The sequence below is a fragment of the Paenisporosarcina indica genome, assembly GCF_001939075.1.
Lineage (GTDB): Bacteria > Bacillota > Bacilli > Bacillales_A > Planococcaceae > Paenisporosarcina > Paenisporosarcina indica.
Genome location: NZ_MPTA01000002.1, coordinates 274025 through 297856, shown reverse-complemented (window position 1 = coordinate 297856; position 23832 = coordinate 274025). Strand labels below are relative to the sequence as shown.

The 23832-nt window shown below is 39.5% G+C and carries 20 protein-coding genes; 9 read left to right on the top strand and 11 right to left on the bottom strand.

The features are described 5' to 3' along the window. Nucleotides 1-38: 38 nt before the first annotated feature. A complete protein-coding gene (gene ade / locus GY23_RS06875; protein ID WP_075618484.1) occupies nucleotides 39-1790 on the bottom strand; it encodes an adenine deaminase in 1752 nt (583 codons plus the stop codon). Nucleotides 1791-2009: 219 nt separating this feature from the next. On the opposite strand from ade, the gene GY23_RS06870 reads away from it, so the two are divergent. After that, nucleotides 2010-2756: a threonine/serine exporter family protein gene (locus GY23_RS06870; protein ID WP_075618483.1), complete on the top strand. Its 747-nt coding sequence runs from the start codon at nucleotides 2010-2012 to the stop codon at nucleotides 2754-2756. A gap of 11 nt (nucleotides 2757-2767) precedes the next feature. Then, the gene (locus GY23_RS06865) at nucleotides 2768-3226 is read left to right on the top strand and encodes a threonine/serine exporter family protein (protein ID WP_075618482.1); all 459 of its coding nucleotides are present in this window, start codon (nucleotides 2768-2770) and stop codon (nucleotides 3224-3226) included. A gap of 226 nt (nucleotides 3227-3452) precedes the next feature. Here GY23_RS06865 and GY23_RS06860 read toward each other — a convergent pair whose 3' ends face one another. Beyond that, the gene (locus GY23_RS06860) at nucleotides 3453-5480 is read right to left on the bottom strand and encodes a bifunctional diguanylate cyclase/phosphodiesterase (protein WP_084544054.1); all 2028 of its coding nucleotides are present in this window, start codon (nucleotides 5478-5480) and stop codon (nucleotides 3453-3455) included. A gap of 197 nt (nucleotides 5481-5677) precedes the next feature. On the opposite strand from GY23_RS06860, the gene GY23_RS06855 reads away from it, so the two are divergent. From GY23_RS06855 to GY23_RS06845, 3 genes are all read left to right on the top strand, one after another. Then, a complete protein-coding gene (locus tag GY23_RS06855) occupies nucleotides 5678-6622 on the top strand; it encodes a DMT family transporter (RefSeq protein ID WP_075618481.1) in 945 nt (314 codons plus the stop codon). 577 nt (nucleotides 6623-7199) lie between these two features. Then, entirely contained in the window at nucleotides 7200-8930 is a 1731-nt protein-coding gene (locus tag GY23_RS06850) for an ABC transporter ATP-binding protein (protein WP_075618480.1), read from the top strand. Then, nucleotides 8923-10749 carry an ABC transporter ATP-binding protein gene (locus tag GY23_RS06845; RefSeq protein WP_075618479.1) on the top strand — a complete coding sequence of 609 codons (1827 nt, stop codon included), beginning with the start codon at nucleotides 8923-8925 and terminating at the stop codon, nucleotides 10747-10749. The genes GY23_RS06850 and GY23_RS06845 overlap by 8 nt, the downstream gene beginning before the upstream one ends. A gap of 313 nt (nucleotides 10750-11062) precedes the next feature. Here GY23_RS06845 and GY23_RS06840 read toward each other — a convergent pair whose 3' ends face one another. From GY23_RS06840 to GY23_RS18225, 4 genes are all read right to left on the bottom strand, one after another. Next, a complete protein-coding gene (locus tag GY23_RS06840) occupies nucleotides 11063-11443 on the bottom strand; it encodes a DUF3888 domain-containing protein (protein ID WP_075618478.1) in 381 nt (126 codons plus the stop codon). 287 nt (nucleotides 11444-11730) lie between these two features. Beyond that, nucleotides 11731-13173 carry a YcdB/YcdC domain-containing protein gene (locus GY23_RS06835; protein ID WP_245827600.1) on the bottom strand — a complete coding sequence of 481 codons (1443 nt, stop codon included), beginning with the start codon at nucleotides 13171-13173 and terminating at the stop codon, nucleotides 11731-11733. Nucleotides 13174-13245: 72 nt separating this feature from the next. Then, nucleotides 13246-13593 carry a hypothetical protein gene (locus GY23_RS06830; protein WP_075618476.1) on the bottom strand — a complete coding sequence of 116 codons (348 nt, stop codon included), beginning with the start codon at nucleotides 13591-13593 and terminating at the stop codon, nucleotides 13246-13248. Nucleotides 13594-13790: 197 nt separating this feature from the next. Then, nucleotides 13791-13949: a hypothetical protein gene (locus GY23_RS18225; RefSeq protein ID WP_161487580.1), complete on the bottom strand. Its 159-nt coding sequence runs from the start codon at nucleotides 13947-13949 to the stop codon at nucleotides 13791-13793. 948 nt (nucleotides 13950-14897) lie between these two features. Here GY23_RS18225 and GY23_RS06825 point away from each other — a divergent pair. Then, complete coding sequence (locus GY23_RS06825) at nucleotides 14898-15248, top strand: hypothetical protein (protein WP_075618475.1); 351 nt, start codon at nucleotides 14898-14900, stop codon at nucleotides 15246-15248. A 32-nt stretch (nucleotides 15249-15280) separates the two neighbouring features. After that, on the top strand, nucleotides 15281-15616 hold the full coding sequence (locus GY23_RS06820) for a hypothetical protein (RefSeq protein ID WP_075618474.1): 336 nt from the start codon (nucleotides 15281-15283) through the stop codon (nucleotides 15614-15616). Nucleotides 15617-15956: 340 nt separating this feature from the next. Here GY23_RS06820 and GY23_RS06815 read toward each other — a convergent pair whose 3' ends face one another. From GY23_RS06815 to GY23_RS06805, 3 genes are all read right to left on the bottom strand, one after another. Continuing rightward, nucleotides 15957-16136 (bottom strand): hypothetical protein, encoded by a 180-nt coding sequence (locus GY23_RS06815; RefSeq protein WP_075618473.1) that lies wholly within the window; start codon nucleotides 16134-16136, stop codon nucleotides 15957-15959. Nucleotides 16137-16156: 20 nt separating this feature from the next. Beyond that, nucleotides 16157-16918, bottom strand: coding sequence for an SDR family oxidoreductase (locus GY23_RS06810; protein WP_075618472.1), 762 nt, complete (start codon nucleotides 16916-16918; stop codon nucleotides 16157-16159). A 161-nt stretch (nucleotides 16919-17079) separates the two neighbouring features. Then, a complete protein-coding gene (locus GY23_RS06805; protein WP_075618471.1) occupies nucleotides 17080-18147 on the bottom strand; it encodes an acyltransferase family protein in 1068 nt (355 codons plus the stop codon). A gap of 120 nt (nucleotides 18148-18267) precedes the next feature. Between GY23_RS06805 and GY23_RS06800 the strand changes: the two genes are divergently transcribed. Continuing rightward, nucleotides 18268-19140, top strand: a complete 873-nt coding sequence (locus GY23_RS06800) for a GNAT family N-acetyltransferase (RefSeq protein ID WP_075618470.1) — start codon at nucleotides 18268-18270, stop codon at nucleotides 19138-19140. 201 nt (nucleotides 19141-19341) lie between these two features. Continuing rightward, nucleotides 19342-20265, top strand: coding sequence for a DMT family transporter (locus GY23_RS06795; RefSeq protein WP_084544053.1), 924 nt, complete (start codon nucleotides 19342-19344; stop codon nucleotides 20263-20265). A gap of 88 nt (nucleotides 20266-20353) precedes the next feature. On the opposite strand, the gene GY23_RS06790 is transcribed toward GY23_RS06795, so the two are convergent. Continuing rightward, nucleotides 20354-21262 (bottom strand): tetratricopeptide repeat protein, encoded by a 909-nt coding sequence (locus GY23_RS06790; RefSeq protein ID WP_075618468.1) that lies wholly within the window; start codon nucleotides 21260-21262, stop codon nucleotides 20354-20356. Nucleotides 21263-21437: 175 nt separating this feature from the next. After that, the gene (gene helD, locus GY23_RS06785; RefSeq protein WP_075618467.1) at nucleotides 21438-23666 is read right to left on the bottom strand and encodes an RNA polymerase recycling motor HelD; all 2229 of its coding nucleotides are present in this window, start codon (nucleotides 23664-23666) and stop codon (nucleotides 21438-21440) included. Nucleotides 23667-23832 lie beyond the last annotated feature (166 nt).

The window sequence follows — 23832 nt, the reverse complement described above, 5'->3', positions numbered from 1 at the left end:
AGGCAGGCCACTATGCAAAGTGCTTAGTGGCCTGTTTTTTATATTTGTTCAACTGGAATATGTTTGAATGACGTGACATCAAACAGACCAGTATCAGTTAATTTGAGAGCCGGGATGACCGGTAAGCTGAGAAATGACAAAGTTAGGAATAAATGAAAATCAATCGTTGGGTGAATAGAATGCAAGGCTTCATGTAGTGTAGCTAGGGATCTAACCGCTTCGTCTAAAGGAACTTGAGTCATTAATCCTGCAACGGGTAAAGAAAGTGACGCGATGACACGCCCTTCATTAACGACGACTAATCCACCTTGCATGTCTTGTAGTGTTTTTACAGCAACCATCATATCTGAATCGTTAGCTCCTAATACAATCGCATTGTGTGAATCATGTGCAATGGTAGTTGCCACGGCACCTTTCTTCAAGCCGAATCCTTTGACGATCCCTAAACCAATCGAATGTTTAAGATGATGACGTTCGATTACTGCTAGCTTTAACTGATCATGTTCAACATTTGCAACAAATGCTCCATCCACTACATCCACTGTTTCGATGATGTGTTGTGTCACCAACTGGTTTGGAATGATTTTCATGATATTTGCTGTCGTTCCATTGTGGAAAGGAATTGATAACTTTTCTTCAGTCAGGTCTGGTAAGTGAACGGAATGCAGGATGTTTTCGGGACACTTGGTAGTGGAAGTAGGAAACACAACCATCTTTCCATTTTCTGCGACCTTCATGCCTTTTTTCCAAACTGCTGAAATGGCGAATGTGTCAAGGTCATCCAGTAATATAAAATCTGCCTCAAAACCTGATGCCAGTGCCCCTTTTTGGGATAATCCATAACATTCAGCAGCGTTTAACGTAGCTAATTGAATCGCTTGAAGCGGTACCATCCCAGCAGCAATCGCCAGGCGGATGGCATGGTCGATACTCCCTTCAGATACTAATTCGTCCAAATGTTTATCATCTGTACAAAATAAAAATCTTCTCGCATTATGTTCCGTCACTGCAGGGAGTATATCATGTAAGTTTTTAGCAGCCGAGCCTTCACGAATAAGGACATACATGCCTTGAGCAACACGGTTGCGAGCTTCATCCGCAGATACACACTCATGATCGGTTTGAATGCCTGCTGCACGATATCCACGGATCTCATCGTTTTGCAACCCAGCTCCATGACCGTCAATTCGCATTCCTGCTTCTTGTGTTATTGCAAGTTTGGTCAGCATCTTATCACTGCCACTAAGAACGGAAGGATAATCCATCACTTCTGCAAGTCCGAGAACGGAAGGGTGGGAGAGTAGCGGTTGCAAATCACTTGCTTCAAGTATGGCACCGGCGTTTTCAAACGATGCCGAAGGCACACTTGAAGGTAACATGACGAAAATGTCCATCGGGCTATTTTTTGCATCATCAAGCATAAACCGTATGCCTGCCATTCCTGAGACATTGGCGATTTCATGCGGATCAGTCACTACCGTTGTCACCCCGTGCGGCAATAATACATGTCCGAAAGCAGAGGGGGTTAACATAGACGATTCGATATGAATGTGACCATCAATTAACCCAGGTACCACATATCTACCCATGGCATCCATTTCTTCTCGCGCTTCAAATGAACCAGTGGAATCAATCGCCACAATCATGCCATCTGCTACGACCACATCAGCAGTGGTCCAACTCAACGAAAACACATCGGCCACACATGCGTTTCGCAAGATGAAATCAGCAGGGTGATTTTGTTGAGATACAGCTATACGTTTCTTAAGTTTGTCTACGGTCTTATTCATGTGATGGACTCCTTATGGAAATGTACTAGTTTCTTACCATTTATTCAGAAGAAATATGAATTGTGAATATTATACTATAACAAGGTTGAAAACGACTCCATCTATGCGTTAGGTTTATGCAAGTAAATTTGTTCCTAACAATTTCCTAGGTTAATTGTCTTTTAGCTCGCGTTTCGATAAGATAATGCAAAGGTGTTTTTGAAAGGAGTGGGCAAAACCATGCTGAATGAGAAAAATGATTTGGCAATCGATTGTTGCCTGCTAGCGGGCCGATTGATGATTGAAAGTGGTGCAGAGACGTATCGCGTGGAAGATACAATGACTCGCATGGCGATATCACAAGGGTTAATCGGAGCACAAAGCTACATAACGCCTACTGGTATTATTTTTTCTCTTGGCAAAGACGGATCAACACGGATTATGACAATTAGTTTGCGAGTTACTGATTTGGAAAGAATTGCACTTATCAATCAAATATCAAGAAAACTAACGAGCTTAGAAATGACCATTGAAGAAGCTTATGAAGAATTACATCGGATTGCAAGTGCAAACTTGATGTTTCCGATGCTTTGGCAAATTATTGCAGCATCCATTGCAAGTGGTTGTTTTCTTATCCTGTTTGAAGGTACATGGTGGGATGTGCCAGCGGCTATTGTTGCTGGAGGTATCGGATTCATCGTGGTCACATTAATTCATGCGTTGACGCTTGTAAAGTTTTTTGCCGAGTTTTTGGCGGCGTCGTTTGTTGGCTTTATTGCTTTTTTAGCCGTCTTATTCAATGTGGGAGAAGACTTAAACACCATTATCATAAGTGGTGTCATGCCCCTAGTTCCAGGATTACTAATTACCAACGCTGTACGTGATCTCATGGCAGGCCACTTTGTATCGGGTGTTTCCAAAGGGGCAGAAGCCTTATTGACTGCGTTTGCCATCGGAGCAGGTGTAGCACTCGTACTATCATTCTAGGAGGGGTTATCATGACTTGGATTATCCAAGCGGTTCTGAGTTTCATCATCGCGTGTTCATTTGCCATCATGTTTAATGCACCTAGAAAACAACTGGTATCTTGCGGACTGGTTGGAATGTCTGGATGGCTCATTTTTAGTATCTATGCCTTAGTATCAGGAGATTCCGTTCAAGCATCGTTTGCAGGGGCTTTCGTCGTCGCATTGGCTGCTCATATTCTATCGAAACGACTTCGGATGCCGATGATCATTTTTAGTGTTCCGGGAATCATTCTATTGGTTCCAGGCGGTCTTGCGTACAACGCCATGCGTCATATCGTTGAAAATGATTACTTAACGGCAATTTCATATGCAGCAAAAGCATTTATGACATCAGGTGCCATTGCGATGGGTCTAGTATTCGCGGAAGTGTTGATGCAACTAATCTTAAGATATATAAGAAAAAGAAAGACGATTTCTCAAATTTCATGAGAAATCGTCTTTTTTAATATAACCATTAAAGACTGGAATAGGTATTACCGCTTCGTCTATCAATTGAAAGGGGCTTCCGCTGGTTCTGCCTAGTCGTATTGATTCCATCTAATTAAGTACAGTGTATACAAATATTAAACGATTTTTTCTTAATTTTTCTTGTGGAATGCATCGTTTGTTTAGATTGAAAGGACTTTTTCAGTGTATCAGTGATGTATTAAAGAAGTCATATTTCTAAGTTTTTTAAACTTCGTTCCAAATCATTTGCGGGTACAGGACGGCTGATATAATATCCTTGAATGGCATCACAACCAAGCTCCTTTAACAGATCAAATTGTTCGCGCGTTTCAACACCTTCAGCAACTACACGAATATCCATCGACTTGCCAAATTGAATTAACCCATGCACAAGCTTTTGTAGTTTTTCTTGTTGCAATAACCCTGAGATAAATAACTGATCAATCTTAAGCTCCGAAATCGGTAATAATTGCAAGTAACGGAACGATGCATAGCCTGTCCCAAAATCATCGAGAACAAAAGAAATTCCGTCATTTTGCAATTGGTACATTTGCCGAATGATTGATTTTTCTGATTCCGCCTCCAAGGCGAATTTTTCTGTGATTTCGATTTGAATTAAATGTGCTGGACATCCGGATTCTTCTAATGAACGGCGAACAATCTTTACCATATTTTTATCGCGAAATTCGCGTACGGATGTATTGATACTTATTTTTCTCGAGTTGCCTTCATTGTGCCAAGTAGCTGCTTGCTGGCAAACCTGCTCAAACATAAAAGTCCCAATATCATGTATTAAACCGGTTTCTTCCGCAATGGGAATCAGTTCGTTTGGTGATACTGTACCGAGAACGTTGTCTTCCCATCTCACAAGAGCTTCCACGGTATTCACTTTCCCTGTGTGCAAATCTACTTGTGGTTGATAGACTACTTGCAAGTCTTTGTGATTAAGAGCTTCTAATAATCTTTTTTCAATGATTGTTTTTCTGCTCAAAGCGGCATGATTAGCCTTTGACAAACTTACGATGTTGCCTCCGCCTTGCTGTTTCACTTTATGAATAATCGCACTCGATGCTTTCATTAAATGCAAGAAGGTCGATTGATCTTCAGGATATCGCGTAATCCCACCACTAATTGAAATTGGGATGGCTTTATGGCGAATGTAAATTGGATGCTGTTTCAAATAAGTCAGAAACCCTTGAATAAACCAATCACTCAATGGAGTAATTACCACAAACTCATCCTCACCGACTCGTGCGATATGACTATCCTGGAAGTACATTTTCATCCGCTTTGCGAATTCTACTAATAAAGTGGTATCTGATTCATCATCATGCATGTCTTTTAAGGTGTAAAACTTATCAATATCCAAGTAGAGGAAATAAAAATTGCGTTTTTCCGTGATCATTTTGGACACAATGCTTTCAAGGTGATGCCGATTCATTAAGCCGGTTTCTGGATCCACGTAGGCAATTTGTTCAAGATGCATTTGTAAAAGTCTTTTTTCAGTAATGTCTATTTCTAAAATAGCAAAATAGAGTGGCTCTCCATTTAAAGCGAGCACAGGAATCGCCGTCATATCTACCCAATACGCGTCTCCGTCTCTCGAAATTTTTTCCACTGAACCCTGCCAAACACGATTGCTTTTCAAGGCATGCCAAATTTGAGTGACCCCTTTATCTGTCGAGTGTTCGGGGAAAAGCTGCCAAAAGGACTTACCGATTACACGTTTCGGTGTCCATTTGCTCGTTTTGATAAATAAGGCATTCGCATATGTTATGAGTCCATCTACGTTCAAATAGGTGAGCATAAATGTCTCGTCTAGACCATTCTTTAAACTAGCTAACTCCTGATTAAATGGAGGTTGATCGGCAGTTTGGTAGTTTCCGATTTCATACACGAACATTAAACAAAGTTCATCATCAATTGTCATTGAATTGACAATCACGGATACTTGAACGGGTTTTCCTTGTTTCGTATGAAGGATGATTTTTTCTAATCGAACCGGCTCATTCGCATGAAGTACTTGTTCCCAAGTTGATGTCTGGATGACTGTGCGATTTTCTTCCATAAATGGATGTTGAAGACCCACAACTTCTTCTGAAGTAAAACCAAATATTTTTTCTGCTTCTATACTCCACCATAATACGGTCATATCTTTAGTAGCCAGCATCATCGGAAATGGAACACGATCTAATACATGACTGCCATTTTCCAATATTTGTTGCATACCATTCATTTTGCAACACTCCTTGCCCTTTAGCTTACCCTCATTATAAAGAAGTGTTAGCACCAAGTCATTAAATACAATAAGTTTATTCTGAAAAGTATAGCAACCGACCAAGTCTTGAAAATGAATATTACGATTTTCGTCATTGAATTCGTTGATAAGTAGAGTAACATGGAGACTAGTGTGGAAAGAAAGCAGGTGGTTGGATGATTCGGGGTAAAGGGATTCTATTAATCGTAACAGGTGCGATGTTATGGGGGGCAACAGGTCCATTAATGGAATGGATATTATCTAACTATGAGCTATCGGTTTCCTTTATGTTAACCATTAGATTACTTGTTGCGGGAGCGGGATTGCTGGCTTTTCTTAAGCTCAAAGGGAAAAAAATAAAGCCGATATGGCATCAATCATATTGGGTGAAGCGATTATTTATTTTTGCGATCTTCGGTATGTTAGGTGTGCAATATTCATTTGTTGCCGCAATTGATGCGAGCAATGCGGTCGTTGCTACATTGCTTCAGTTTTTAGCTCCAATTTTCGTTGTGATTTTTGTGTCCTGGCGAATGAAAAAATGGCCACCAATCTATCAAGTGATGGGAATTGTGGGAACCTTATTCGGCCTGTTTTTATTATTGACAAATGGCTCGCTGACCAATATATTACTGACTCCAACTGCGCTTGCATGGGGAATTGCTGTTGGCTTAAGTTTTGCTTTTTATACGTTGTATCCAAGGCATCTGATGGAAGAATGGGGAGTACTGCTAGTGGTAGGTTGGTCCATGCTAATAGGTGGTGCGATACTCGGAATCGTCAGTCGTGTCTGGCTTTCCAAAGAATGGGGATTGCTGGCAGACTGGAAGTTCAATCTCCTACTCTTGACAATTATCATTATCGGGACAGTGGCTTTTATCTTATTCCTAAGTAGCATGAAATACATAAGTGCGGTTGAGACAAGTATTCTATCAAGTATGGAACCGCTGACAGCCATGATTATTTCTGTCATCTGGTTACAACAAGTATTAGGGAAGTGGCAACTGGTAGGTTCACTTGTGATGTTAATATGCGTAACCTGGCTATCGATCGCTGGGGAACGAAAGAAAGTTAGCGAGGAAGTTAATGAAAGTGATCGAATAGTTGTAGAGAGTAAGTGAAATTGACTCATTGAGAGATACGATAGGTTTTAAGCCAAGATTAGTGACAATGTCACTAACCTTGGCTTTTTTGCTTTTTATGGGAGATTCCTACGTGAACTCGTTTTATTCCTACGTCAACCTCTTTTATTCCTACGTGACCCACGATATTTACAACTGAGCCCTCGCTCGGTCTAATGTTATTACTTCTTTGACAAAAAACACCCGGCAAGCGCCAGCGGGTGGGGCCATTTAAAGGATTTCCCATTTGTTATTGTAAGGAAAAACCTTTAATGGGGCTGCCGATGTGACTGGCAGCCTTTGCTGTGGGAGAGGGAACACATTCTGAAGAGACATTTGATTGTTTTCAGACGTCGACCTCAAATTTTCAGACGTGGTGCCTTATTTTTCAGAAGTTGATCTCCATTATTCCGACGTCACACATAAAAACTCAGACTAAGACATCGTTCACTTCAAAAAACTCACTTCGAACAAAATTCATCCAAATGAATGGTACCTTTAGCATCAACGTTATGGCATAATAGTGAACAATCAGATAATTAATTCGTAAAACGAAGAAGTTCCAGGGGGATAGATTGTGAAAACTGTATTTTCGTACGCTAAACCATATAAGTGGCCGATTGTCATCGCGTTGTTCCTAATGTTGACCGAACTAGCCGTAGAGCTGGTCCAACCGCTCATCATTGCAAAAATTATCGACGATGGCATTATGCAAAATGACCAAACCGTGATTTGGACATGGGGAGGGGTCATGATGCTCATGGCCGTATTTGCCTTCTTATCAGGAGCAACCAACTCGTTCTTTGCTTCACATGCTTCACAAAGTTTTGGCTTCGATGTACGCAGTGCGTTGTTTAAGCAAGTGCAGCAATTCTCGGTTGCCACCTTAACAAAATTTCCAACTGCTGGATTAATCACACGATTGACCAGTGATGTCACCATGGTGCAAAACGTACTCTTCATGAGTTTACGAATCATGTTGCGTGCTCCGTTACTTGTCATTGGTAGCATCATTGCGGCATTTATCATTAACGCCTACCTCGCGATGTTCTTGGTAATCGGTGCACCATTCTTACTAGTTTTCTTATACATCATGGTAAAAAAAGGGGTTAATTACTTTGCACTCGTTCAAGTACGACTCGATCGTGTCAACCGGGTGCTGCAAGAAAACTTGCAAGCAGTACGTCTAGTTAAAGCCTATTTACGGGGTACATATGAGTCATCTCGATTTGAAAAAGTATCTGGACTATTAAAAATGGACACGGTGAAAGCACTCCGCATTATGGAGCTAATTTTGCCTTTATTGCTATTTGTAATGAACGTCAGTTTGCTAGCTGTATTGTGGTTTGGGGCACGTGAAATCCAAACGAATGATTCTCAAATTGGGGAGCTAGTGGCGATTGTGAACTATGCGATGCGTATGACGGGTGCCTTTTCTATGTTTGCCTTTATTATCATGGCAGTAGCACGAGCGAAAGCATCTGCTGAACGAATGGAAGAAGTGCTGCTAGTAAATGAAGGACTGGAACGCGATGAAAAATCAGGCAAGATGAATGCCACTGCCGAAGGAGAAATTAGTTTCCGCAATGTGACATTTACTTATCCGAACTCTTCCGAACCGGTGTTGAAAAATGTTTCCTTTGACGTCAAGTCGGGTGAAAAACTAGCCATCATGGGGGCGACAGGAGCAGGAAAATCCACATTATTACAACTGATTCCGCGTTTCTTTGAAGTGAGAAATGGCTCAGTTTCCGTGGACGGCAAGGACGTAAATACGTGGTCACTTGAACAATTACGACAAGCGATTGGTCTAGTACCACAACAATCCCTATTGTTTACAGGCAGTATTTATCAAAACTTGGCTTGGGGCAAAATTGAAGCAACGGCCGCAGAGTTAGAGCACGCCGCCAAACAAGCGCAAATTCATACATCGGTCCAACAATTCACGAATGGCTATGACACACGAGTCGGTCAAAAAGGTGTGAACTTATCTGGCGGTCAAAAACAACGTCTATCAATCGCCCGTGCGTTGGTGAGAAAGCCAGAAATCCTATTACTCGACGATAGCACCAGTGCGCTAGATGTGAAAACGGAAGCAGCACTTTGGGAAGCGTTAGAAAAAGAAAAAGCCACCATGTTAGTCGTAACTCAAAAGATTCGTACGGCAATGGGAGCGGACAAAATCCTGCTTCTGGATAACGGGCAAATTGCGGCATATGGAACACATGACGAATTACTCAAAGTGTCCGATTTATATCGTCAAATTGCGGAGTCGCAACAAGAACAGGAGGTGGCTGCAGATGCGTAATCTTCTATCTAAACCGTTTGGCTATGAACCCGTATTATCAAAAGAAGATATTAAAACGGTCAAAAAGAAAAAAGGGGAACGTGCTGGGAATTGGCAAGATGTCTTAAAGAAAATTTGGCTACTTGTAGATGAGCAGCGGGCACTACTGATCACGGTTTTGCTACTTGTAATCGTCAGTTCCGCACTCGCGTTGATTGGTCCTTACTTAATTGGTGTCATCATCGATCAATATATTGTGCCAGGTGAGTTTGGCGGTTTACCAAAGATGATCTTGTGGTTAATCGGCGTTTATTTGTTCCTTTCGCTGTCACTGTTTTTCCAAAACTATTGGATGATCGGCATTGCTCAACAAACGATTTACCGAATGAGAACGAGTTTATTCGCTCATTTTCAAAAGTTACCTGTGTCATTCTTCGATAAAAGACAACATGGGGAATTAATGAGTCGTTTGACGAATGATATTGAGAACGTGAGTGCAACGTTAAATAGTTCATTTATCCAAGTTTTCTCGAGTGTACTAACATTAACGGGTACGGTTATCGTCATGTTGACATTAAGTCCGTTATTAACACTGTTAACGATGACCATCATTCCCGTCATGTTCATCGCGATGCGTTGGATTACAAGACGTACCGGGAAACTTTTTAAAGAACAACAACAAGCAGTGGGTGACTTAAATGGGATGATCGAGGAAACCATTTCCGGCCAACGCATTGTCAAAGCATTCTCTCAAGAAGACCGAGTAACGGAGGAATTTCTCGTCAAAAGTGAACGCCTGCGACGCACTGGTTTTTGGGCGTTAACCTATTCAGGGTTCATTCCAAAGGTTATGAATATGTTGAACAATGCAAGTTTTGCAATTGTAGCGGGTGTTGGGGGATTGCTGGCTTTAAGCGGTCATGTAACGATTGGAACGATCGTCATCTTCTCGGAATATGCCCGTCAATTTACACGTCCAATAAACGATTTGGCCAATCAATTTAATACAGTCCTTTCTGCGATCGCTGGTGCGGAACGAGTTTTCGCGATTATCGATGAACCGATCGAGAAAGACGAAGCCACCAAGTACACAGATACCGTGTTAAGTGGGAAAGTGGAATTCGACAATGTATCCTTTAAATATGAAAAATCAGATGAGGATCATACCATTCGTGATGTTAGTTTTATGGTAAAACCAGGGGAGACTGCGGCATTAGTTGGAGCAACAGGAGCTGGAAAAACAACAGTCATGCAACTACTCGCTCGCTTTTACGAAACGAATGAGGGTCAAATTCGAATTGACGATATTCCGATTCATGAATTGCCACGTCAAACCTTGCGTAGTCAAATTGCCTTCGTCTTACAGGATCCATTTTTGTTTGAGGCGACGGTCAATGAAAACATTCGCTACGGCAGATTAAATGCAACGGACGAAGAAATAAGAGAAGCAGCAAAACAAGCAAACGCACATGACTTTATTCAAAAGTTACCTGAAGGATACGATACGGTATTAACGGCAGACGGGGGAGAAATCAGTCAAGGACAAAAACAACTCCTGTCCATTGCACGCGCACTCGTTGCAGACCCAGTCATTTTGCTACTGGACGAAGCAACAAGTAGCATCGATACGGTAACAGAAATCAAAATTCAAGAAGCCCTGGAACGGTTAATGGAAGGGCGAACCAGCTTTGTCATTGCCCATCGATTGAACACCATCAGAAAAGCTGATATCGTTTATGTCATGGACCAAGGACAATTGGTCGAGTCCGGCAGCCAGGAAGAACTCGTTGCCCAAAAAGGGCTGTATTACAATATGTTAACTGGGACATCTCACAACTAATTGAAATGAGAAGATCGGAAGGGACCTTCAATTAGAAGGTCCTTTTCAAATTTTTATAAAATTGAAATCCGAGGATGGGGTAAAACCATTTCCTATTTCTACTATTTTTAGTTTTCAAACGTCAAGTGAATAAAGCGATTGAGCCCTTCTAGAAAGATTGAAAACCTTAAACGATGAGTGAGACATATTAATTTTGCTCTGTTAAATAATCATGTTGATATTTCAAAAAAAAGGCCAATTATAAAGTCCTTTTTAGTTCTTTCTGAATTAAAGCAACACGTTAGTTCAATAGAGTACCATACTTTATAAGGACTTACTTTTGAATTTTTATTACTGAAACCGCTTCTGTCGTTACATGAAAGGTTAATGTAATAGGACCTTCAGGTGGATTAAAAGGACCTGTATACGTATCATATTTTACTTTCACAGTAAAATCATAATGAGAATACCCACCTGTTAGTCGTTTAACTTCTAATATTTCTGCATCCCAAAGTGCATAACTACGATTTGGATATTCCTTATTAATCACTTTTCTTGCATATGGGTCTAATAACACCAATAATACATCATAAAAATCGGAATGTATTTCTTCAGCACTGGCTTTCTCTACTATTGGTGGTTTTATCCAAGTTACATATAAAACTGTTGTTAAACTAATTAACAACAGTAAAAATATTACGGATATCTTTTTCATCTAATCACCTACCTTTTGAAAAGGTAGTATTTGCTTAATATAAAACAATATTCTTGTTCAATTAACCTAATACGTAAGTTGAAGAGGATTTCTTCACAATCTTTATAGCGATATTAACAGAAGAGATCAAACAAGCGTATTAAAGAATGAACAGATAAAAGCCATCTATATTCAAATGAATTTTGAATGTAGATGGCTTTGGTTTGTCTTGAAATAAGATTAAGCAGTAACTGCTGCTAATTTTCCAGCAGCAGCTTTAACAGCTTTCATACTCTACGCATATATTATTAATTTTTTTCAGTAATAACTGCTCCTGTTATCGCATCAATGTATCGGATAGATTTTCTTGTATGGCGATCACACGGTTGATAGACAAGTGTATAGGACTCTTCGTTTTCTTCATAATTTTTGTTCCATACTAATTCAAAATCCAAATGATTGAGAAAAATGTCATACGCTTCTTTTTTCGAAATAACAGGTTCAGATGCCATATGCCTAAGTTGTTCAAAGTCAAAACTAGGTCCACTATAATAATCGATTAGACCTGTTTGCCGATTAACGGTAACTGCTACTATTTCTGAATAAACAGGTATACCATGTCCGTTATGCACGTGGAAACTAAACACTTCTTTCATTCTAGTATCATCCAGCTCGTCGTTATTATCACGGACAATCAATTGCAAATATTGATCATAATTTGGAATAGTCATTTGTAGAAAGTCGATGGCTTTTTGATAACATTCTTCACTATTTAGGGAAAGGTCGCCACTTCGATCCTTAAACCACACAAATCTTCTAACTTCCCCTGTCTTTTTCGAAATGAAAGCTTTTACGGTATCTTCATTATGACTTTGAAAATAGCTATTCATCGATAAATCGTTTTCTTCCATCTTCCAGTCCCGATTACGCCAGACAATCCCAGTTTCTTCCCCCCAATCGACTTCACGAATGATTTCCATCTCCTCGGTAATTCCAATGATCTCTTCAATGGAAACATCTTTTCGCATTACTGAATGTGGTGGCGGTAGTGAAACATATGTTTCCGAATAATCTTCGTCTTCCTCATAAATTATCGTGAACGTCGGCTCCACAGCGTCGGCTTTATATGTCATGAAAAGCTCGGAATTGTATAATAAGCGGAGTCCATCTTCGGCTACATCATGAATAACAGAATCCAAATTTGTTATAATAAGCTGAAAATCGAGTTGATTTTGGACATGTTCAATTAGGTTTTCTTTTGCCACCAATGTTTTTGGGATTTTTGGTTCTGGTTGTAATCCATAATATTTAAAGTTAACAATCTCCCCGCTAGGTGCTACATCGATATAGCAACCCGCATGAGCTAATGGCAAGCCCATCACAATTTGTTCATAGTAAAGGCGGTAGGTATCGGTTAATTTCTTTGTTTGATAATAGGTTAAATCTTGTAAGGCATGTGGGTAATGCCTACGCAAAAATTGCTCCGCTTGTTCTTTTAATTCACTTTCATTTAGGGAGACCTTATCGGTGTTAGTTTTCTTTAGTTCAATAGATAAACTTGTCAAATTTCCATCTAAGTCGAGTGAAATCGAGATCCCATCATCTTGTTGTTCATCTATCCATGAAAACATGGCTTCACCTTCGCCATTCTCACCCTCAAAATATTCTTCTATGACAGGTTGAAAGTGATCAGGAAGTTCGACTATTGTTCTTGCTCGTTCTTTTAATTGTTCTTTTATCAATGAAACCACCTCCGTAGTTTTAAAATAATCTAATCTAATTCCTTATTTGAGATTAATCATCTATCCAAAAGAACTTTTGGATTACTCGCCCAGTTGAAGTAAATACCTTATCTCTATTCCGTTATGTTCCACAATGAGAATATCTCTTCTTTCTTTTGGTGCGACAATGTTAGTTCCCAGAGGTAAATCACTTGCCATACCTACTTCAATTTCACCGATTATCTCTTCTTTTGTTAATTCTACTTCCTCTATCCAACCATTTCCCCTTACATAATCTTTATTATTGAGTTCAAAATAGTCTGCTTCAGGATTTTCCTTCAGCACTTGTTCTTTAGTTAAATAACCTGGTGTGTCTTCACCTGGAGAACCATTACAACCTGCCACTAGTAAAATAAAGAATATAACTACGAACATTATTAAATGTTTCATATTCCCCCCAATTTGTTTACGTTTATCACGAAAATAGTGTCTTGTTAAACTGACCTGCGCATAAGAAAAACAATATTAATTACTTCTATTCGTTAATATGTAGGATGTTGTAATAAGTAAAAACAATAGTAGCAAGACTAATCCCCAAAAGTTACTTCCTCCAATCCCGTCTTTCACTAATCGAAGAAATACCCATTTTATTCAGTACGACTCAATTTTTCATTAATTTGTTCAAGCAATTTAGTTTGAATTTTTAGCTGTTTAACTAGCGTGATCATAAACCAAATTACAAAGATAATTGGCAACATATAAAATAAAAATCCTAAACCAGGTAATAAAACTGTCATTGATTCCACTATAACTACCTCCTGAATTGCTGAAAATTCTTAAACTGAAAAAATGATAGTCAACAAATCTTTCACTTTACTTCAATACTACAAAACATTTGGCCAGTAACCTGTCATGTTAGTTAAGAGGGCATGATAAATAGTGATACGTTCTAATGATTGATAAGTTTCATTAATTGAAAATAAATAACTTTCTGTCTTTTAATCTATATGTCTAATAATATCATGAAAGTGAAAAACTACTCTTAAGAAGGACGATAAATAATAAAGTTACCTATTAACAGAAGGGAAATGAAGATAAAGAAAGCAGTGGGAGGTCGAAATTCCATCTTCGACCGATTGTTATTTATAGGGAAGAAACTATTTTTTCGTTGCCAAATTTAATACGACTGTGACTAAAGGAAGCAGAGGCAGAGGGACGGTTCTTTTGCTTCCTCCATCCCATGTTAATAGGTTAACCCGGAGTTCATGCAACTTGAGTTGTTTTAAAACCATTTTCGCTTTTGATTTAGAGGTGCTTGGAAGCATGGCATCCCACCTTACCTAGCGAAGAATAAATTGGACTTCGTCACAAACTCTCAATTCATTTTATAGGTAATCCTGCGACACTCGTGTTTCCGTTGACCCCTAGAAATCATTGAGCAAATGGTTTTTTATTTTTGGTCAATTAAAGAATCGTCACTTACTTCAAAAAAATGAGCAACCGTAGATGAAAATTTCGGCTGCTTTAGCAATCCTTTATTGGCATATGCTATCTTTTAGTTTTCAGACGTCAATTACGTTTTTTTTAAGTGAAGTAAATAAGGTCCGAGTGAACTTTCTTTTGTTGATCTCCATCCAAAACGGAACAAATACTGGGAGGTGACATTAATTCAATAAGGGGAGTAGCTGTCGCTTTTTGATAGTCCATATTATAATAAGGGATAGAATAGGGGTTTAGGTGTAGGGGGAAATTCATTGAACCTAACGACAAAAGTGAAAATAAAATCCATCATAGAGTCCCATATCCAGTATGGAGTTATCTGGAAACAAGATAACGGAATTCATTATGGAGAAAAACATTTAAAGAAACGACAAACGAGACATGAGATTGATACATCATGGACTATTGATGACTATGACCAGCTCATAGTGAATATAATGTCTGGTAAGAATAATGATGTGCACATCTATTGGTTGAGCCACTTTACTCAAAAAGACTTTTGTTTCAATGATGGAGAATGGATAGTAATGTGTGGAGAAAATGGTGTGATGGTCACATGCATGAAGGGGAAACCGCAAAATTATTTCGTGAATAATCCTGGTTAGACCTATTTTGGCAAAGTGAAGGATGTGTTGAAATGAGCCAATATAAAAAAGATGTTCTGAACTATGGAGACGATGTAAATGATATCGATTACAGTGCATATGAGCATTTGAGAATGCTGCAAGAGAGAACTCAACTCGAGTGCGTAAAACAAGAATTGGATATGAGTGAGAAAGTTCTATTAGCCATGTATGACTTAATTCTCTTGCAAAAAGCGGAACAGATGGCTAAACATATTAGCAGCGTATATGATTTTTCTCTTTCTGAAACAAATGGAATTCCACTGGAACAGTGGTGGTGGTATCTGGATAAGGTTGCCAAGGGTCAATTATATGTAGAATATAATTCTTCAACAGAGAAAGTAATTTAGTGACGGGGGAAGCAAAGGGACGGTTCTCTTGCTGCCTCCGTCACTTGCTTTAGGTACTTTCTTATTTTAAAGGTTTTCCAGAGATTATATGCCAACTGAGATGTTTTAAATCTTGCATAGTAGCAACTTGTTTAATTACTCCTAATAGTTCCAATGAAAAAGAAAGTGACTTATTAACAACGGGTATATGAAGATAAAGAAAGCAGTGGGAGGTCGAAATTCCATCTTCGACCGATTGTTCTTTAAAGGAGGACATCAATTCTTTAGTTGCCAAAATCAAAAACACTGTGACTATATAGGATATAAGGGGGCGACGGATGCATACCCGCCGCAGGATGATCTAAGAAAAGAGGGTAGGCAAAAGGACGAAGTCATTTGCCCCACCCTTTTTATTCTCTAGAGCATGGTGCAGCAGTTGTGCTTCCAAATCTCCCCTGGAATCCTTCAAAGTTTCAGTGAGTAATCCTTGTTTTTGATTAACTTTAACAAATGAAAGATAGTTATCCATAAAATGAAGCAAGAGAACCGTCCCCCTGCTTCTTAATCCAACTTATTTATTAGATAGTCCTCAAATGTGATTTTCCCCATTTTTTGATTATCATTTGTGTTTTTACCATTCTTAAATGATTTGTAAAGTTCCCCTGGTAAAGAAAAGGTTTGCACTTTATTCGTTTCATTATTAATCCTGATTTTCAGTTCAGCCATTTCTCTTAATGTCAGTATATCGGGTCCACCAAAATCATCAGTTCTTCCTTGAGGACCTTTATCCACTAAACCAATTAAATGATTGGCAAATTCACTTACATCGACACTTTGAAATTTCATGTTTCCAGGGACAATATATCTCTTAAAGAGGGGTTTTGATAAAAATGATTTTTCAACAAAGTTGTGGAACTGAGTGGCACGTACAATTGTATGAGGAATAGAACTATTCTTTAATAAATCTTCTGCTTCATATTTGAGCTTATAATACTTGAATGGTATTTCATCTATGCCGACAATTGACGGATAAATAAAATGTTTTATGTGTTGGATCTTTCCTAGAAACTCCCCAAAACCCGAAACCTCAACAATTCTTGAATTTTTAAGTGGACTTGTTGCTGCGTGAATAATTACGTCTACGCCTTTTACTGCTTCTTCAATTCCGTCACCAGATAATAAGTCACTATAAACCCACTCGAATGGCGCTGATTGTTCACGTTTACTTCTCGAAGTTATTTTGATCTTATACGCAGAACTTGATAATTGATTTAGTAAAGCAGAACCAAGTAGTCCTGTTGAACCAGTAACCAATATCTTCAACTACATCCCTCTTTTTCTTTGAATTCCCATTCTCTTATATTGTAATATTCACAGGTTGAGGAATTTATTCAACCAACATTCCTAGGATCATTATAAATAAACACTAAAATACCCCTCGAACAATTTGTTCCAAGGGGCATTTTGCTATAACCGAAATAGAATTAGCTATTCAACACTGGGCTAGCAGAAGTTTTGCGTTTTTTCGGCGAGAATCCACCGAGGAATAACTTCCCGTATGGGACCATCTTCTGGATTAGGATCGAAGTAAGTATAGGAATCACTAACCCAAATGCCGTAAACCCAATGATGCCATATTCAAAGTAATCGTTTAACAAAATATCCGTAAAAATGTGTAAATACATAATGGAAATCGAATGTGACTCAATTTTTTGTAACCATTTAAGAGACATTCGCGAAGCGATCAACTGGAATACGCCAACAAACACGAGGGTAAATGATAAAGGAATAATCAAATCTAATAGGATATGTTCATAACGTAAAAACTTCATGCTCAAGTGATAATCAATGACTTTGTACCAATCAAGCGAAATCGCGGTTATGCTCACAACCGATGCTGAGATTAACCAAGGTTTCGTGACATTCATCCAAATATGCTTCATATAGTAACCAATGGCGAAGTACACAATCGCCATCAGTGCAACATCGAGATTCCAAATCATCGGAATGCTTTGAGATGCCTCATCTGGTGCTCCACCAATCACACGCATTGCAAACAAACTTTCGATATGGGCAACTAAATAAAAGGAAATCAAAATGATGACTTGTTTTGTACGATTAAAGTATTTCGTCATCCATAAGAAGAACAAATGAGTAAAGAATAGAGTAGTCACAAACCAAAATACGCCATAAGCTCCACGAGCAAAGCGACCACCAATGACCAGTGTCCACACGTCATTTAAATACCACGATACATCCAAATTTCCCGAACCGATTTCCATGCCATAACGAATGACGGTTATCGTTACAAGGAAAAACAAATATGGTACGATTAATTGCATAAAACGTTTGTGGATCGCTAGTTTCAATTGTCCTTTTTCAACCATGGGTTTGAAAAACATGCCGCTCAAAATGAAGAAGGCTGGCATATGAAACCAATATATATATTTCCCAAGCGGGAAGTCAAGTTGTCCGGGGTAATGACCAATCACGACAAGAATCATTAAGAAACCTTTAGTGACGTCTACCCAAGATAAACGTTTCTTTTCCATAATCATTCTCCTTCAAAAAACAAACTATGGTTAGTGTATATCCGTTATGAGGGGAAATAAACAGATGTTGCTGTAATGAAACACGATAGACATCATATTGAAAGAAAGGTGGAAATATTTGTGGATATTGACATATTGACAGTTTCGTTTCCAATAGACCCGGAGACATCACAAGAAATTCAGGCTTTATTGCTTGCCAGCAAAGTGTATGAGGGTTCCATGTATGAACAAGTATTGAATGTATCTGCGATGACAGATCCTTTAACAAAAGGATTTGTGGTCCTCGCGTACGCAGAAGACGCAGTATTGGGCGTTTTTTCTGCCATTGATATGATTGGCATACATTCGTATGAATGGAGCGGGCTTGTTCACCCAGATTTCAGAAGACAAGGACTTGGACAAGCACTACTAAGTGAATTGCAACGGAATTTAGAGCTTCGAGGTGCAGAAAGTGAACTTGCTTTGAATGTAAAAGAATCCGATTCGGGCTCTGCATTTTTGCACAAAGTCGACTACGAATTGAACTTTTCTGAAGCCACATTAAAAGCAGAGAGTAAATCAGTTGAAGAACATCCGAATGTAGATATCATTCCATTTACAACGGAAAGAGAACAACTGACACAGATATTAATGAATGCTTTTGGGGACACCCAAGACGAAGTACATACGATGATTGACTTTAACGAATCAAATCCTACCAGGCATATATTTGTAGCAAAAGTTGATAACGAAGTGGTTGGGACCGTGACCGCTGTAGAAGAAGGACAAAACTTATGGGTGACAGCATTAGCTACTGATCCAGCACACCAAGGCAAAGGGGTAGGGTCAGCACTTCTGGCATTTGCCCAAGCAGAAGGGAAACGAAGAGCGTGTCAATCCGTCATGTTGGACGTGGAAATAGACAATGATAAAGCATTGTCCGTGTATAAAAAAGCGGGATTCCAACCCTTGTTCCAAGTAGACTATTATGTAAAGACATCAACAGCCTCTTAAGGTTGTTAGTGTTTTTTGATATACATGTCTAAACAAAGAAGGAAATTCGAGAGACCGATCATCAACAAAAAATGACAGGATGATACATGGTTCGTGTTGTAAAGACATATATAATCCATAGAAGATGGAAGATTTTCAAACCAAATATGTTACGCCAATGAGGGAAGCGAGTTAAATCTAAACTTTTGAAAGGAAGATATAGTGTTCACAAAATCTACTGCTGCACTTCTATCTTTAATCGTGATCTGGGGTGTTAGTTGGCCAATATATAAATTAGCCGTTGCGTACACACCTCCCTTACTATTTGCGGGTTTACGCGCAATGTTGGGAGGCCTTTTATTAGCAGCGATTATATTTGGAATGCGAGACAAACTCAATTGGCGCAAAAATTGGATGAAATACGGCATTTCAGCGTTTTTCAATACCATACTGTTTTTTGGGTTACACACCATTGGACTGATCTACTTGCCAGGGGGACTTTTTTCTGTTCTGGTCTATTTTCAGCCAGTGCTGCTTGGGTTGTTTGCTTGGATATGGCTTGGCGAGAATATGACCTCGATAAAGATGATCGGTTTGATTATTGGATTCCTTGGAATTGTCGTAGTTAGTGTGGATGGATTAATCGAGCACATATCGGCTATTGGTGTTGTTTTAGGTTTACTTACAGCCTTGTTTTGGGCAATTGGCGTGATTTATGTGAAGAAAGTGTCTGTCGATGTGGATTCATTTTGGATGGTAGCGATGCAATTTACCATTGGCGGGGTTGTTCTGTTAGCGTTCGGATCGTTTTTTGAAAGTTGGTCGGCTATTGAATGGAATGCCATCTTTCTGTTTGGATTGGGATGGGGTGCAACGATGGGAATTCCTGTTGCTTATGTGATTTACTATAAATTAGTCAATTCTGGAGACGCGAGCAAAGTAGGTTCATACACATTTCTAGTCCCAGTCATTGCCGTATACGTCAGCACTGTTTTTCTAAATGAACCCGTTACCTTCACCTTATTAACAGGACTGCTGCTGGTGGTCATCAGCATTTTCTTGGTGAATTACCGTGGAAAAAAGGGAGAGGTTTCGTTACTTAATAAAGCCATTTCGTTTTTTCATAAACAGGAGAAACATTTATAGACAGCAGTCTTGGGTAAAAAGGAAGAGGCGACCGAAGTTGTAATTTCGGTCGCTATCTTACTGCACTTATCTGGAGAATTCATCTTTATTAATACTCCGCGTGATTATGGCGAGTACATCCGAATAAGTAACAATCTGATTGAATGACAGGCTCAAATTTCAGGGCAGGAATGTGGCCGGACGAGATTCTTTCAATCAATTGTTCATACTCTTCTTTTTCCTCCCACAATTGCTTGATATGATTTTGTTTATCGCTTTGGGTCCAATCTTCATCACATTCTTCTGCAGAGGCTTTTTTGATTTCTATAGTTTGATGAGCAATTGATTCCTCAAGTATTTGTTCAGTACGTGTTGAATTTCCTAACTTGAACAGTGCATAGACATATCGACTGATCCATTCAGATTGCTTCAAATATTCAACCCAGCCCTTTTCAAACCACTCAACCGCTTCTTTATATAGCCCCAACTCAACGTATAGATCAGCTACGTCAATCGAACCGACAAATTCATCGTCGTTTTCGGAAAACTGACCCAGTTTACCTTTTGCCTCACTTGCTTCACCTAGATCTATTAGGCACTTAACATGACCGAACATGTCCCAATCGGATTTATCCGCTGCCAAAAGGAAATTGGCAGAAGCTTCCTTCAAGTTTCCAAGTTGGTAATTGGCGATGGCGAGATTATTGTAAGTTGCTTTAGATGAAGGGAGTGTTGGTGCCTGAGCCAATATTTCTTTTGCATCCTGCCACTTTTTCAGCAAAAGGTAAATTTCGCCCAGTAAACAATAGGGGAAGTAAGAAGTTGGATTCAATTGGATGGCTTCTTCCACTAAGGCAAGAGCCTTTTCGTATTCCATTTCTTCATGAATGTAAAACCAAGCTTGATTGGTTAGAGATTGCACATCTCTTGATTCAACTAAAGCTTTCTGAAAGTACAACAGTGCATCTTCATAGTCGTTATTCTCGAGTGCCTGGATTGCTTTTTGATTGCTGTTCATTTAATCTCTCCCCATGTTTTCAATAACTCTGAATAGAATTGCTTATACTTTGAGCTTAACAAACCGATTGTGATATGCAATCCATCTGGCTAAAAAACAGAAACAGACCAAAATTGCATCTTTGGCCTGTTTCTTTTCGTTTCGTTGGGTCCCATTCTCACTTAGCCGAAAAAGGTTATTGCGGTGCCAACAAAAAATACTCCCGGCTCGGTCCCACTAAATGTAATTCGTGCATCGGTCGTGTCATCGCCACATATAACAGCTTGCGGTTGATGGCATGTTCACGAAACGGCGTGTCAATTGCCACTACAATCACGACATCGAATTCCAAACCTTTTGCCAAGTGGCTCGGTACGATGAGTAATTTTTCCTGGTCAATATCCGAATGATCGCTAAGCAACTGAATTGCGATTGCTCCGTCCAGCTGTTTGGCGACCACTTTAGCCTCTGTCGTCGTTTTGCAAATGAGTGCAATGGAACGATGTCCACGGCTACGTATGTCTTCCAGTAAAGCGACGATTCGTTTTCTTTCAAGCGTATTCATTTGATGGAATTGTGGATCGATTCCGTGACGAACGACTGGTTCAACTAAAGGCAAATCTTCATCCATTTGCATTAAAATGCTATTGGCCATTTCCATGATTTCGATGGTTGTTCGATAACTTTTTTGCAAAGTTGTATACGTGGCACGGGGGAATAGCTCGATAATCGGCTCCCATGAAGTAAGGGCACGGTAACTGTGAATCCCTTGGGCTAAATCGCCGACCATCGTAAACATATCGGTTCCTAACCCTTCTTTTAAAGCAGCCAGTTGGAACACGCTATAATCTTGCACTTCATCAATAAAGACCACTCGCATTTTCCATTTATCCGAAATTCCTTTTACCTTTGCATGCATGTAATAAAGGGGAGCTAGATCTTCTATTTCCCACGACTCGATGGCATGCGTTTGAAGAAATGCATGACGTTGATCTGCTGTCCAAAGGGTGGCATGTTGTTCAATTAAATTGCCATTTGTCACAAATTCGCGATACATCTTTTTGATATTCGCTTTTTTAAATCGCTTCATATAAGTCGAAGCTGTGGTTTTTGATTCTCTTTCAATTAGAGGGATGCGACGATCGCGTTCATCAATATATTTTGTGACTTCCGATTTTCGTCTCGCGTCATCGCGTAAATACAAAGCTTGATCCAAAGCATCATCGTACTTTTTAGTTAATAATAACAAAATTTCTTTTTTCTTTTGACGTACATGCGATTGTAGAATGGTTTTAATGCGTTCCAATCGTTTTTCAATCGGCATATAAGCAAAGTCACCCAGAAACAATTTTTTTAACCTGGACCCACGCATGATGCGGTACTTTTCAATGAAGATGTCTTCAAATTGATCGGCTATCGACTTTTCATATTCAAAAAGAAAGGCATCTAGTAACATCGTATAAGAAAGAGAACCTTTCATTTGGGAAAGCCAAAGCATCATTTGATCTGGCGCTTCTTGTTCTGTTAAAGCGGCTAGTTTCAAGTTGACGTCTTTTAGCTTTACTTTGATACCCGTCGCATTTAAGACATATTCCGAATAGGTAGTCTGGCAAATTTGACCGACACCGAGCTCTGGTAAAACGTCCGCTATGTAGTCCATGAATAATTTGGAAGGTGCTAATATCATTAATTTGTCCGCAGGGAAATGTTCACCCATGGTATAGAGAAAATAAGAAATTCGATGCAATGCAATGGTTGTCTTCCCACTGCCTGCAGCGCCTTGTACGATGATCGGTTGCTTCAAATGGGCACGAATAATTTGGTTTTGCTCAGCTTGAATGGTGGATACAATCTCAGTCAGCCGTACATCTGCTTTACCGGAGAGGGCTTCTTGTAGCAACTCGTCATTGGTCGTTAAATCAATGTCTCGAACGGATTGCAATTCTCCACGTTCAATCGCGTATTGACGCTTGGAAAACAAGTGACCCGTGAATCTCTCTTCGCGTACATCGTATTCAATATCCCCAAGACGCCCGTCATAGTACACATTGGCGACAGGTGAACGCCAGTCTACTATGATGGGTTCCTGTGTTTCACGGTGGAATAAAGAAGTCTTGCCGATGTACAACATCTCACTGTCTTCGCCGTCTTTTTGGAAATGAATACGTGCAAAATACGGCTTTTGCTGAATCGCTTCAAGTCCTTCCTTTTGAGAGCGAGCCATTTCAAAAAACCGCGCATTCGTTAAAATATTCATATAGCTTAAACTGGAATCTAAATAATCTAAATCGGCCATGGCGTGACGAATATTTTCTTGCGCAGATTTTACATCGCGCTTGGACTCGTCCAGAAGTTTTTGCATATAGTGTTTTGTGTAGGTTAGGCGTTCTTGTTCTTGTTCAAAATCAGGATGTTTCTGCGTCATACAGTCCTCCGATATTTTGATTAAATGAAGAAGCGTTGATCGAAAAGTGAGAGTTGCGACAATATCACTTGAAGTTGCGACAATCCATGGGAAAGTTGCGACAATCTGAACGAAAGTTGCGACCAAATCTCGAAGTGTGACGGTGTCGAGCTAAATCGGCGCTATC

Bases quoted from the DNA above. Each gene is read 5' to 3' on its own strand.
- GY23_RS06855 (WP_075618481.1), top strand. From the start codon at position 5,678: ATGATTCGGGGTAAAGGGATTCTATTAATCGTAACAGGTGCGATGTTA.
- GY23_RS06830 (WP_075618476.1), bottom strand. From the start codon at position 13,593: ATGAAACATTTAATAATGTTCGTAGTTATATTCTTTATTTTACTAGTG.
- GY23_RS06820 (WP_075618474.1), top strand. From the start codon at position 15,281: ATGAGCCAATATAAAAAAGATGTTCTGAACTATGGAGACGATGTAAAT.
- GY23_RS06865 (WP_075618482.1), top strand. From the start codon at position 2,768: ATGACTTGGATTATCCAAGCGGTTCTGAGTTTCATCATCGCGTGTTCA.
- GY23_RS06860 (WP_084544054.1), bottom strand. From the start codon at position 5,480: ATGAATGGTATGCAACAAATATTGGAAAATGGCAGTCATGTATTAGAT.
- helD (WP_075618467.1), bottom strand. From the start codon at position 23,666: ATGACGCAGAAACATCCTGATTTTGAACAAGAACAAGAACGCCTAACC.
- GY23_RS06845 (WP_075618479.1), top strand. From the start codon at position 8,923: ATGCGTAATCTTCTATCTAAACCGTTTGGCTATGAACCCGTATTATCA.
- GY23_RS06790 (WP_075618468.1), bottom strand. From the start codon at position 21,262: ATGAACAGCAATCAAAAAGCAATCCAGGCACTCGAGAATAACGACTAT.
- GY23_RS06805 (WP_075618471.1), bottom strand. From the start codon at position 18,147: ATGGAAAAGAAACGTTTATCTTGGGTAGACGTCACTAAAGGTTTCTTA.
- GY23_RS06840 (WP_075618478.1), bottom strand. From the start codon at position 11,443: ATGAAAAAGATATCCGTAATATTTTTACTGTTGTTAATTAGTTTAACA.
- GY23_RS06870 (WP_075618483.1), top strand. From the start codon at position 2,010: ATGCTGAATGAGAAAAATGATTTGGCAATCGATTGTTGCCTGCTAGCG.
- ade (WP_075618484.1), bottom strand. From the start codon at position 1,790: ATGAATAAGACCGTAGACAAACTTAAGAAACGTATAGCTGTATCTCAA.